The organism is Candidatus Limimorpha sp. (assembly GCF_056203535.1).
Window position 1 is genome coordinate 13,463 of the sequence record NZ_JBADWU010000106.1, and the last position, 13,909, is coordinate 27,371.

Here is a 13,909-nt window from a genome sequence, read left to right on the forward strand (position 1 = left end):
TCTGATGTACAGGAAAAACTGAAAAGAATATATTGAATAACAGATATTTATCATGGCGGACAACTATCAAATTCCCTTTTTGCCTTTGTCCTACGACTTGGAGACCAAAGCCGTACTCAAACAGCTTGTCCTGTCGAATAGAAAACTTGCCGAATTGAAAGGCTTGGCCCAAACCATTCCTAACGAAACCATCCTTATCAATACGCTTACATTACAAGAAGCCAAGGACAGCTCGGAAGTGGAGAATATTGTCACCACAAATGACGAATTGTATCGTGCCGACTTAAATCTGAAAGGTATTACAATCAATGCTTCTGCCAAAGAAGTGCTGAATTATCGGCAGGCTTTGCAGATGGGCTTCCAATCGGCAAAAAAAACAAAATTGCTGACACTCAATGATATAAAGCAAATCCAACAGGTTTTGGAAGCCAATAATGCTGGTTTCAGGGCTTTGCCGGGAACAAAACTGAAAAACAACCACGGCGAAGTTGTCTATACCCCGCCCCAAGACAAACGTGAAGTGGAAATGCTGATGGACAACTTGGAAAAATACATCAACGACCCTACTGTTCAAGATGTTGACCCGCTGATAAAAATGGCTGTCATCCATCATCAGTTTGAAAGCATCCATCCGTTTTACGATGGCAACGGAAGGACAGGACGTATCATTTCGATTCTTTATCTGGTTACCAACGGTTTGCTTGATTTGCCCATCTTATATCTAAGCCGTTACATCACGCACAACAAAGGCGAATACTACCGGCTTATTCAGCAAATCCGAGACAAGGAAAAGGAAGGCAACGCCCAAGCGTGGGAAGAATGGGTGCTGTTTCTGCTGAAGGGCGTTGAGGAAACCGCCGATGAAACCATACGCCTGATAAAAGGCATTTCCCTGCTGATGGCCGAATTTAAAGGCAGGTTACGTCCTTTGTTAGGCAAAAACTATAAACACGATTTGCTGAACAACCTGTTTTCTTTTCCTTATACGAAAATAGAATTCGTGATGGAAGTGATGGGCGTACAGCGCAAGACCGCTTCAATCTATTTGGATATGATTGTGAAAGAAGGCTTGCTCGAAAAAATCAAGATAGGAAGAAGCAACTATTATATGAATGACAAACTGATAGATTTGTTCATCAACTATCGGGAAAAAATCGAAGACATTGACGAACGCATTGAATCGGTAAATGAATGAAACCAACACCATATTAACATGTGATATGTACCCAAAAACGCCATTTCGGGTACATATTGATAATGATATGTACCCAAAAACGCCATTTCGGGTACATATTGATAATGACATGTACCCAAAAACGCCATTTCGGGTACATGTTTTTTGAAAAACAACAATTAGAAAAACAGCAAACGAAATATGGACGGATATTCCCAAACACCTTTGAAAGAACGCCTTGAGGCTCTCCGAAGCCTGATTCCCGAAGCCTTTGCCGAAGGCAAGATTGACTGGGAAAAGCTGAAAGCCGCATTGGGCGAGGAAGTGAATTTCAGCAACGAGCGTTACGTGCTCAACTGGGCGGGCAAAAGCGACGCCTTCCGCATCATGCAGCAGCCAAGCACGGCCACCCTCGTGCCTTGCAAGGAGGAATCCGTCGATTTCGACAACACCGAAAACATTTTCATCGAGGGCGAAAATATGGAAGTGCTCAAGGTGTTGCAGAAAAGCTATTTCGGCAAGGTGAAGATGATTTACATCGACCCGCCGTACAACACCGGGAACGACTCGTTCATCTATCCCGACAAGTTTTCCGAGACCAAGGAGGAATACCAGAAGCGCGTGGGCGACAAGGATGCCGAAGGCTACATGATGCGCGACGGCATGTTCCAGAAAAACAGCCGCGAAAACGGACAATACCACAGCAACTGGCTCAACATGATGATGCCGCGCCTCTACTTGGCCAAATCGCTGCTCCGCGACGACGGCGTGATTTTAATAAACATGGATGAGCATGAGATAACGAATCTTCAATATCTCATGAATGAAATTTTTGGAGAAGAAAATGATTTGGGAACTATTGTGTGGGACAAAAGAAATCCCAAAGGTGATGCAACAGGAATTGCATATCAACATGAATATATTGTAGTGTTTGCAAAAGATTCTGTAACTTTAAAAAGCACTAATGATATAATCCGTCCAAAGAAAAATGCCGAGAAAATTTTAGCTAAAGCAGCTTTCCTATTTCAAAAGTATAATGGGGAAAATCTTGATTCTATCAACAATGAATTCCAATTATGGATAAGAGAACAAAAAGATTTTAGTGGTGGCGAATCTGCATACAATCAAATTGATTCTGAAGGTAATGTGTTTCGTGAAGTTTCAATGGCTTGGCCAAACAAAAAGCAAGCTCCTGATGAATATTTTATACCTTTAAAGCATCCTATAACACACAAAGATTGCCCTGTTCCTTCAAGAGGTTGGAGAAATCCTCCAAAAACAATGAAAGAATTACTCTCTAAAGGTTTGATTATCTTTGGAAAAGATGAAAAAACTCAACCTACTCGCAAATATACTTTGAAAGATAATATGTTTGAAAACATTCCTTCGTTATTATATTATGGAGGGAGTGATATTGACCTACTTGATGATTTACAAATACCTTTTGAAACTCCAAAAGTTACTTTGATTGTAAAAGAACATATTCAATCTTTTTCTAATAAAGACTCTATCATTCTCGATTTCTTCGCCGGCAGCGGCACCACGGCCCACGCCGTCATGCAGCTGAACAAGGAAGACGGCGGACACCGCAAGTTCATCTGTGTGCAGCTGCCAGAGCGGTGCGACGAGAAAAGCGAGGCCTACAAAGCGGGCTACGGCACCATTGCGGAAATCTCGAAGGAACGCATCCGACGGGCTTCTGCCAAAATAAAAACAGAAGTGTTAGCCGCACAAGCGGAACAACAACAAAAATTGCAGTTTGAGGAAGAAAATGCCCTACAAATGCCCGATTTGGGTTTCAAGGTCTTTAAATTGCAAGACAGCAACTTCAAGCAGTGGCGCAACATACCCGGAGCCAACAAAGAGGAATGGAAGCAGCAAATCATCGACTTCATCAATCCCGTTGCCGAAAACGCCACGGTCGAAAACATGATGTACGAACTGCTGCTCAAAAGCGGCAAAAGTCTCAACAGCAAGATTGAACACGCCGACAACTGCTACTGCATCAACGGCGGCGAGTTGGCGCTGCTGCTCGAATCGGTCAGCCAGGCGACGGTCGATGCGGTTTTGTCAAGACATCCGCAGAAAGTCATCGCCTTAGACAAGCTCTTCGAGGGCAACGACCAACTGAAAACCAACACCGCCCTGCAAATGCGCGATGCGGGCGTGGAGTTTAAGACGATATAAAGGAAGGAGGAAAAAGTTATGAATATTATAGATTTCAAAGTATTGTTGGAGTTAGAAAAAAGTGTCAATATTTCTAATATAGGACAATTATCGGATAGTCAACTTGCCATTGCTAAGCAAGTAGAAGGTTTTGGCGTTGATGATATTTATTTTTCCACTGATGAATCAAAAAGTTATCCAGCAGTATTTCTGAAAAAAGTCGTTATTTTTGACAAATCTACACTAAAGGATATTTCTTCAACACAACATAAATTATGGAATTTCCAGAAGGTTTTGTTTCTTTATGTATACAATGACACGGAAATTCGTATTTACAATTGTATTGCCAAACCTTTTGTTGAAACGGAAAACACTGATTATGAAAAAGAGTTGGAGAAACTGGAATTATTTCGAGCTGATGCTTCAGATGAAAAAGCAATAGCTCGTTTGGTTTCGGTCTTTTCTTCTATTGCCATTGATACAGGAATGATTTGGACAATGGCAGAAGCTGTGGAAATTAGAAATAAGATTAAAATTCAGAAGAGAGTTGACAAATATCTGGTTGATAGTTTGAAACGAGCGACAGATGATTTAAAGAATTTAGGCCTCACGGATGTCGTTATCATCCATAAAATCATCTTGCGGTCATTATTTTTGTTGTATCTTGAAGACAGAGGCGCAACAAGTTTAGATTTCTATAATTCAATACAATCCGGGGCAAAAGGTTATTTTTCTATTCTTGAAGATGTTGATGCTACATACAAATTATATGCTGTATTAGAAGATAAGTTTAATGGTAATGTCTTCTCTGTTTTAAATAATGAGAAAGAACAAGTGACGGATGAACATCTGAAGATTATTAGAAAATGCTTCATAAACGGATATGAAAACAATGGTCAAACTGAATTGTTTGAAGATTGGCGGTTATTTGACTTCAAGATAATTCGGATAGAATTATTGAGTGAGATATACGAACGCTTTTTGGAAGAATCCAATCCGAAAGGCAAAAAAGGTGCAGGTGCTTTTTATACACCAACATCTTTGGTTGAGTTAATGTTGGATGAAGTCCTTCCCGTTGGCCAGCAATATACAAACTATAATGTAAAAATACTCGACCCTGCTTGTGGTTCGGGAATATTTCTTGTGGAAAGTTACAAACGGCTGCTAAAACGTTATGAAAACGCCTATCATAGGAGACCATCTGGCTTCGAAGAATTAAAGAAAATTCTTCTTGATAATATTTATGGAATTGAACAGAACGATCAAGCAATCATTGTTGCTGCTTTTAGCTTGTACTTAGCTTTAGTAGACAATTTGGATCCTAAAACACTATGGATTTCAACAAAGCTTCCTTGCTTGGTCAATGATCCTGAACGCATTAGCGAAGAAAAAATCGGTAAAAATTTGTTTTGCAGGGATACTATTAAGGACAATGACGACATAGAAAGCATTTCTTTTGATTTGGTCATAGGCAATCCTCCATTTGGGACAGAAAACAAATCCAATGGGGTTGTGTTATCAGATTCAATTCGAACTTATTGCATAAACTATGGATTTGCTAAAGAAATGGTTCTTCCTTTTTTGCACAAAGCGATCAAATTCTCTCCTAAAGGGAAAATCTCCATGATTTTCAATACCAAACTTCTAACAAATACTAGTAGTACATACCAAAACTTTAGGAAGTGGTTGTTTAATGATTGCTACGTGGAGAAGGTTTATAATTTTTCAATCTTAAGAAATGCGCCTAAGGATTTTGGAGGCCAATTGTTTGGTTCAGCCATTGGACCTATCTGTATTGCATTCTACCAAAAAGAAAAACCAGAAAATGGATCAGATAGAATTGTTTATTATGCTCCTAAAACATATATCAAGTCCAACGTGCTTGAAGGTGTAGTGATTGACAGCACCGATGTCAAGTACTTGCCAAGGGAAGAATGCCAAAAACCCGACACAAAAATTTGGAAAATTGCAATGTGGGGTAATGATAGGGATTACTCTTTTTTGAAATATATTTCTAATGAGCATATAGATTTTTGCGAATTTTTGAAAAAAAATAAATTCATTTATAATGTAGGATTGGAAACAAGTTCACCTGCAAACATCGTTAATAATGAATTATTAGATTTACCAATACACACGCCTAATAATATTGATATTTATACCACAGATGAACCATCTCAAAAAGTCACGACAAATAAATTCAGAAGATTAGGTGGCATAGGGGTTTATTGTAAAAATCATGTTATCATGAATGAACGGGCGCTGGGCAAGTTTAATGATACAATGCAAATAGTATCTTCCTACATTGACTATAGAAGCGCCTATGTTAAAGGAATCGTTGGAATAGCATCATTAAACGATAATGATGATATGCTTAAAATCTTCACCTTATTTTTGAATTCTTCGTTTGTAAAGTATTATGCATTTCTAACAACTTCAAGTTGGGGATTGGAAAGACCTGATGTCAAACATAAAGAGCTATTTCATGTTAGTTTCTTGTTTGATCAACTGAATAATGACGATAGGATTTATTTATTGAATTGTTTTGATGAAATCGTTTCGACAAAAATGAAGTGGCAAGATATTACTCCAACAAGGCAAAAAGTTGATGCTTTTATTTATAATAAACTTGGGACAGACTATACTATACTTATAAGAGATTCTTTTTTAAGTATAGATTTATTTCAAAAACAAGAAAAATCTGTCGCATTGTTGCCAATTCTAAGTTGTCACGATTATGTTGAACAAATTTGTTCAGAAATAAATACATTCCTTGAAGGGCAGGGACTTTTTGCTAATGGAATAATTCTCCCAATAAAACGTGATTTACCACTTGTTGTAGTCAAGATTTCATTTAGTAATGAAAGACATAGAATACAGCAATCCGATTTGAATATTGATAATGAGTTGAAAGACATAAATAAGCATCTATGGAAGCAAAAAGGCGGAAGCATATTTTTTAGGAAAAAGCTAAATTATTATGACGGCGACAATATTTATATAATTCGACCTAATCAACGGCGTTTTTGGACACAATCTATGGCAATGCAAGACGCATCAGATCTCATTATTGAAATATTGAATCATAAGGAGGGATGATATGAGTTTAACCGTTTCTGTCATTGATGCTTTCAAAAAATCTTTTGAAAAAAGATGTGTGTCACTATTGGTCTCAGCATACCATACCTCGATCACAAATCATGAATATAAAGCTGATTGGATGGAGAATGATTTTACAAGTCTGTTGGATAAGCATATTGACAAAGATCCGAATCGCAAAAAATGGAAAATTAATTGCCATATTGAGCATCATTTACATACAGATAAAACCAATAATAGAAAAGGGTATGCAAACAAAGAAAGCAGAATAGATATGCGACTCTCAACTTTCTCTTCTACTGACGAATGTCTATTTTATGTTGAAGCTAAAAGATTGAAAGAAAAAGATAATGGTTTGCTTAGTAGATATGTTGATACTGGAATAGATAATTATTTGACGAAGAAATATCCTTATGGTATTCTGGTGGGATATCTGATAAAAGGAGATGTTGATGCAACCATAGGGAATATAAATACGATACTAAAAAAGAAAAATCGAATTAATGAAGTTTTGAGCAGAAAGATACATCCTATTCATGATCAGTATTTTGAATCACAACATCTTAATTATCAAGTAATTAGTCATTTTATTTTTGATTATACAATATGAAACTCCAGTTCTCACCCAACCTATCCTACCAGCAGGAAGCCGTGCAGTCGGTGACAGGACTTTTCGAAGGCCAGCTGCGTGGCGAGTCGAATGTCATTTACAGCCTGAATGAAGATGGAACATTCAACTTCATCAATGGCGTTGGCAACAAGATGAGCCTGTCGGAAGAACAGGTTTTGGAGAATCTGAGAAAAGTGCAGGGAATCAACGGAATTGCGCCATCCGACCATTTGGAAGGAATGCACTTTTCGGTGGAAATGGAAACTGGCACGGGGAAAACCTACGTCTATCTGCGTACCATCTACGAACTCAATAGGAAATATGGTTTCAAGAAATTCGTAATCGTTGTGCCATCGGTGCCTATCCGCGAAGGCGTTCTGAAGAACCTGCAAATCACACAAGAGCATTTTCAAAACCTCTATGACAACATTCCCGTAAGATATTATGTCTATGACCGAAACAAGATTTCCCAGTTAAGAGGTTTTGCCACAGGCGATAACATTGAGATTCTGGTCATCAATATCGACTCTTTTGCCAAAGATGAAAATGTCATCAACAAGCCCAACGACCGTTTAAGTGGTCAGGAACCCATCAAGTTCATTCAGTCTGTCAATCCGATTGTGATCGTGGATGAGCCTCAGAACATGGAAACCGAAAAGCGTGTAGCAGCCATTGCCAACCTGAATCCGCTTTGCACCTTGCGTTATTCCGCCACGCACCGCAACCTCTACAACCTGATTTATTCGCTCAATCCTGTCAAGGCTTACGATTTGGGCTTGGTGAAACAGATTGAAGTGGATTCCGTTTTGGAGGAAAAATCGCTCAACGGCGCGTTTGTGGAATTGGTTTCCATTACGGCGACGAAAACGAAAATCACCGCCAAAATCACCATCGACTGCAACGAAAAGGAAGGTGTGAAACGCAAGACCGTCAGCGTCAAGGCGGGCGACGACTTATATCAGAAATCCAATGAGCGCGAAATCTACCGCAACGGCTATATCGTGGAAGAAATCGATGCCGCCAACGAATGTGTCTCATTTTCAAATAATGACATTCTCTATCAAGGCGAGAAACGCGACGATTTGAACGATGAGGTTATGAAATTCCAAATCAGGAGAACGGTCGAGGAACATCTGAAAAAGGAATTGCGACTGAACAAGTTGGGAATCAAAGTGCTGTCGCTGTTTTTCATCGACCGTGTGGCGAATTACCGTTCCTACAACGAAGACGGAAGCGAAGTGAAAGGTAAACTCGCCGTTTGGTTTGAAGAGATCTATAACGAACTGTTCCTCAATCCAAAATACCAATCTCTGAATGCATATTCTTTGGAGAAAATCCATAACGGGTACTTTTCACAGGACAAGAAAGGCCGTCTCAAAGACACTACAGGTGAAACCCAAGCCGATGATGACACTTACAGCCTGATTATGAAGGATAAGGAAACACTTTTGGACATGGAAAATCCATTGCGTTTCATTTTCTCCCATACGGCTTTGCGCGAAGGCTGGGACAATCCCAACGTATTTCAAATCTGCACCTTAAACGAAACCAAGTCCGAAATCAAGAAAAGGCAGGAAATCGGGCGCGGCTTGCGTCTGCCTGTCAACCAGTCGGGCGAAAGGATTTACGACAAGAACATCAACCGTTTGACTGTCATAGCCAATGAGTCTTACAACGATTTTGCAAAAGCCCTTCAAACGGAAATTGCTGCCGATTGTGGCGTTGATTTCTCGAATCGTATCAAACCGAAACGCGACCGTGTAGCCGTGAAATACAGAAAAGGCTTCGAAGCCGACCCGCGTTTCTTGGAAATCTGGGAAAAACTGAAAGGCAAAACGACTTATCGGGTCAATTACGACACCGAGGAATTAATCTGTCAAGCGGCAAAAGCCGTTAAGGAAATGCCAGTGATTGAAGCACCTACAGTACGCTCAACCAAAATGAAAATCGGCATTACCGCTACAGGAATCGAAGGCAGCTATGCCAGCGATGTGGTGGCAAAATACACCTTGAGTTACGACATTCCCGATGTCTTGAATTACATTCAGAACAGGACTGAATTAACCCGCAGTACCATTTGCAGAATCCTTCAGGAATCAGGACGCTTCGATGATTTGGCAGTCAACCCACAACTATTCATGGATTTGTCGGTGGCGGCCATCCAGAAAATGCTTTACGCGATGATGATTGACGGCATTAAGTATCAACGCATTGGAAATGAATCCTACGAAATGAGGCTGTTTGAGGCTCAGGAATTGGAAATCTACCTGAACAGCAACACTTTCAAGGTAACTGATTCCGACAAGACCATTTACGAGGATTTTGTCCCATTGGATTCATCGGTTGAAAACCAGTTTGCCAAGGACTGCGAATCAAGCGAGCAAGTGAAATTCTACTTCAAGTTGCCCGATTGGTTCAAAATCCCAACTCCAATTGGGAATTACAATCCCGACTGGGCGGTTGTCTTTGAAGACGACAAACGCATTTATTTCGTAGCCGAAACCAAAGATACGAATACCCCAACCGTCGATTTATCCAAACTACGTGAAAGCGAGCAGCAAAAGATAAAATGCGGCAAAGCTCACTTTAAGGAATTTGAGGATTTGGAATACAAAGTGGTGAAGGCTGTGAGCGAATTAAAAGGTTAATCCTCATCATCCTGCGGCAAATTCTCAAAAAAATGCTCCTTTTCCAGTTCAGCCAGCACCATTTTGATTTCGCCGTAACTGAAATCATCGCCGAGAACATCTTTAGCCACACCCAATGACTTGTCGCCCGTTGATTCGAAATAATCGACGATTTCGTCGTATTTTTCCTGGTCAACGAAATCAGTGGCCTTATATTCGCCGTCTTTGATGAAGTGTGCGACATGACCTTCGATGGTTGTCAGGGCAAAGCCGCGTTCCTTGGCGATTTCTTCCAAAGTCAAGCCTTGCTCAAGCAATTGCCGCGTCAGTTCGTAAGTGTTTGGCTTGGGTTCCTTTTTAGGCTCTTCTGGTTCAGGTTCATGCTTTCCAATGGATTGAAAACCTGAATATTTCAACACAATATCAATGATTTCCGCGCCATACAGTTTCACGCGCTTCGGTCCCATGCCTTCAATCTGCTTCAGTTCATGCAAGGTGACGGGCTTCGCCTGAGCGATGGCTTTCAGTGTCCGGATTGGTGCGACATTGGAAGCAGGGATGTCGTTTTCATCAGCGTATGCTTCGCGCCATGCCGTAAGGGCCTTATACAAAGAACTCTTGCCCATGACATCGTCCACAATGTTGACTTTTTCCGCTGCTTTCTTCTCAGCATCAATTGCTTTCTTCAATTTTGTTTCCTGATAAGCCTTCACGCTGAAACCATCCTTGCAAGCCTCCAAGCAACTGTCTTTCACAAAAAGGTCTTCTTTCAGTTGTCCCAAAGCTTCCATAATCTGCTCATTCACAGCTTTGTTATCGGTCTTGAAAGGCAACTCCAAAAGGCCTTTTGCAATGGCTTTCAAATGCTCGCTGAAATAAACGACACCTTTTTTCAAACGATCCTGCAAAACTGAATTTTGCTCGCATGAAGGAATTTCCGCGTGCAATTTTCTGATTTGTGCCTCGAATTTGAGCGAAACCTCACACAATTCCTCGTGAATTTGCGTCCTGCGGTGCGACAAATCCTGAATCATTTTGCTTTCAAAAAGGGTGTCGTTGGTAATGATGACTTTATTCAGTTTGCCAAAATCCTGATACAAGCCCATGAAATCAATCAAATCGAGCATACACGACAACTCGTATTCGTGGCGCAGACCATCGACTTTTTCCTGTGTCGGCTCCAATTCGGGCATTTTGTTCACGAAATTGTCGACGGAATAATCGCTGACCAAAGCATTGGAATAAATCCTGGTTTTCAAGACGAGACCTTCCAACGAAGTGCAACGGCTCAGGGCAACGTAAACCTGACCATGGGCAAAGGCCTGACCGGCATCCACAATGAGTTTGTCGAAAGTCAAGCCTTGGCTCTTGTGAATCGTGATCGCCCAAGCCAAACGCAAAGGAATCTGCTCGAAACTGCCGATTTCCTTTTCCTCGATTTCGTTGTTTTCGGGATTGATGCTGTACTCGAAATTCTGCCATTTCACGCGCGAAACCGTGATGTGCTCCGAACCGCTTTTCACGCAAAGCGTCTTTTCTTTTTCGTCGTAACTGACTAAGATTCCGATTTTTCCGTTGAAATAAGCCTTTTCAGGATTCGGGTCGTTTTTCACGAACATCACCTGCGCCCCGATTTTCAGTTCCAAATCTTCTTTGGTTGGATAGGTGTTTTCGGGAAATTGCCCTTTCACTTCCGCCGTGAAATGCAAGGTTTTCTCTTTCAGCGCCGCTAGTTTTGTATCGTTGATTTCATCGGCCTGATAATTGTGTGTGGTCAAAGTGATGTAGCCTTCATCGTCCTTTGGATTGAAATTCGGCTTGAAACGCGCGTTCAAGACATTCAAGCAATCGGCATCCAATTTATTGTTTCTCACTTTGTTAAGAATCGAAATGAAATCCATGTCGTGCTGACGGTAGATGTGTTCCAGTTCCACGCAAATGTAAGAGGTCTTTTGCAGAACATGGCTGCCGAAAAAATACACCGTATTATAATAAGGTGCAAGGATTTCCCATTCATCCTGTTTGGCCACAGGCGCCAGCTGATGCACATCGCCAATCATGAGCAGCTGCACGCCGCCGAATGGCTTTTGCGAATGGCGTGCACGGCGCAAAACCGAATCGATGGCATCCAGAACATCGGCACGCACCATGCTGATTTCGTCGATGACCAGCAGTTCCAGGCTACGCATCAATTTGAGTTTGTTTTTCCTAATCTTCTGAAATTGTGCTGCCAGCGATTTCGGATTGGCAAGATTGTCATTTTGCACGTCTTCAGGAAGTTGCGGACCGAAAGGCAACTGGAAAAACGAATGAATGGTCTGTCCGCCCGCATTGATGGCGGCAACACCCGTCGGAGCCACGACGACCATGCGCTTGGCTTTCTTCAATTGAAGATTGTGCAAAAAAGTCGTCTTGCCCGTGCCCGCCTTTCCCGTGAGGAAAATGTGCGAATCGGTGTATTGGACTAATTCTTCAACAAAGTCAAGTTTCTTGTTTACAAAGGTTTGCGATGCCATGGATTGTGCCGTTTTGGAGATGCTAAAGTAATTCATTTTGTCGGGATTTTGGGATTATTGATGATGATTTTTTTGCCAGCCCTGCATTGCGCTGTACTGATATGGGGTGAAATGAAATTCGACCTCTTCAAGGTCATGGAAAGTCATGTTTTCATCGAATTGTCCGAGATAAAAGCCATTTTGCATTGTATGCCATATATTTTTCAAGTTTTCTGTATTGATATTCAAAAAGTTTGTATTTTTGCTTCGGTTTCGCTCCCATTAGGCGGCGACTAAAGACAACCGATTAATGCGTAGGTTAAGAATAGCACTAACCTATCTTAATTCACCGAAACCTATTATATTACTTTCCATCCGGTCAGCAACCAATTCACACTTTCTCCTTTCCAATTAAGCGACAATACCGCTTCATACCTTTCAAGGCGGAAATGGACACATTGTTTTGAAGGCACAGTTTTATATATTTCTCCATACAAGAGTACCGACATCAGTTTTTCGGCTATATAAATTCCTGTTTCAGGATACTTTTTGGGGTCTTGTTCATGTTCATTGTCGCGTTTTGCTATGATATGCGAAATGCCAAATCCTTTTTTATATCCATTTTTAGGGTTTCCAGGCGCACCATATACCAGTTTTACAGGTCCAAGAGGACAATAGAAGGCGTTTTCAATATCAATTTTGTTATTAATGACTTGCCTTAAAGCGAATAACGCTTTTTGTAATTCGATTTCCTTATCCATTTTTCCATTTATTAATGCTGTTATTATTTGCTATTTTTTAGAAGTTTTGTGACATTCAAAGTCAAAAAAACTTGTTTCTTCACCGCAAAAGTGCAAACTATGTCAAAACTAAGCCGTTGATTAAACGTTTGTAGTCGACTGTAAGCGTTTGTTGTCGTTTGTTGTCGGATATATTATTGTAAATCAAATTAATGTATATTTATCGGTGATTTGCGTTGAGGGAAAACTATTTTCATGGAATTTCCATATTTTTGTGCCCTAAACCATCGGACGGGAAATGGCGACTGCCAAGCCCTTTATAACTCCGATGGTTTTTGTTTTGCAGTATGTAGAGACGCACGGCCGTGCGTCTTTACGTTCCAAAAGTTATTCGTTAAACTTCGCATATTACATTTAGTATTAATTACGGTTGTAGTTTTCTATTGCTTCATAAAGCAATCTTGTTCCCATTTCATGGGATTATTATTAATGTAGTCTCTAATCTTCAAATATTCATCTGTATTACGAATAATATGGTCATGATAATTTGGATGCCATAATGGATTTCGGCGATTGAATTTTTGCAAAATCGAACCATCATAATGGTTGCCGTTTTCTATTCAATCATCAATTTTTCGAACAGTAGCAGATTTGAATCCAGCAATGAATGAGGATATGGATTGTGGTTCGCGAAACAATCTAAACTCCTTTTGTTCAACAAATTGCGGAATCGTAGTATTAAAATTCACAATCTGGTGGAGCGTTGAGACGCACGGCCGTGCGTCTCAACATGCCAAAAATCGAGAGAAAGAAATTTCACTGAAAATAAGTCAAAAGCAACTTCTTAAGTAAGCAGTCAAATCTAAAATGCAATATGAATTGGTTATCGGTTTTTCAGTTGTCGGTTATTTCAAAAGTTCAAAATTGTTCAAAAAGTCTAAATATCTAATGGTCCAATTGTCTAAATGTCCAATTGTCTAAGAGTCCAAATGTCCAAA

The 13,909-nt window shown here is 40.4% G+C and carries 8 protein-coding genes; 5 read left to right on the plus strand and 3 right to left on the minus strand.

Going from position 1 to position 13,909, the window contains the following annotated elements:
- Positions 1-52 precede the first annotated feature (52 nt).
- The 5 genes from AC06MN_RS13520 (at position 53) to AC06MN_RS13540 (ending at position 9,697) form a co-directional block, all read left to right on the plus strand.
- Positions 53-1,195: a Fic family protein gene (locus AC06MN_RS13520; protein ID WP_475672916.1), complete on the plus strand. Its 1,143-nt coding sequence runs from the start codon at positions 53-55 to the stop codon at positions 1,193-1,195.
- A gap of 180 nt (positions 1,196-1,375) precedes the next feature.
- Entirely contained in the window at positions 1,376-3,361 is a 1,986-nt protein-coding gene (locus AC06MN_RS13525) for a site-specific DNA-methyltransferase (protein WP_475672917.1), read from the plus strand.
- Positions 3,362-3,379: 18 nt separating this feature from the next.
- Complete coding sequence (locus AC06MN_RS13530) at positions 3,380-6,439, plus strand: HsdM family class I SAM-dependent methyltransferase (protein ID WP_475672918.1); 3,060 nt, start codon at positions 3,380-3,382, stop codon at positions 6,437-6,439.
- Between the two features lies 1 nt (position 6,440).
- The gene (locus tag AC06MN_RS13535) at positions 6,441-7,049 is read left to right on the plus strand and encodes a hypothetical protein (RefSeq protein ID WP_475672919.1); all 609 of its coding nucleotides are present in this window, start codon (positions 6,441-6,443) and stop codon (positions 7,047-7,049) included.
- Positions 7,046-9,697 carry a restriction endonuclease gene (locus AC06MN_RS13540; protein WP_475672920.1) on the plus strand — a complete coding sequence of 884 codons (2,652 nt, stop codon included), beginning with the start codon at positions 7,046-7,048 and terminating at the stop codon, positions 9,695-9,697. Before AC06MN_RS13535 ends, AC06MN_RS13540 begins: the two co-directional genes overlap by 4 nt.
- Here the strand turns inward: AC06MN_RS13540 and AC06MN_RS13545 are convergent.
- The 3 genes from AC06MN_RS13545 to AC06MN_RS13555 form a co-directional block, all read right to left on the minus strand.
- On the minus strand, positions 9,694-12,228 hold the full coding sequence (locus AC06MN_RS13545; protein WP_475672921.1) for a helix-turn-helix domain-containing protein: 2,535 nt from the start codon (positions 12,226-12,228) through the stop codon (positions 9,694-9,696). The genes AC06MN_RS13540 and AC06MN_RS13545 overlap by 4 nt on opposite strands.
- 18 nt (positions 12,229-12,246) lie before the next feature.
- Positions 12,247-12,420, minus strand: coding sequence for a hypothetical protein (locus tag AC06MN_RS13550; protein WP_475672922.1), 174 nt, complete (start codon positions 12,418-12,420; stop codon positions 12,247-12,249).
- A 110-nt stretch (positions 12,421-12,530) separates the two neighbouring features.
- Positions 12,531-12,932, minus strand: a complete 402-nt coding sequence (locus AC06MN_RS13555; protein ID WP_475672923.1) for a putative barnase/colicin E5 family endoribonuclease — start codon at positions 12,930-12,932, stop codon at positions 12,531-12,533.
- Positions 12,933-13,909 lie beyond the last annotated feature (977 nt).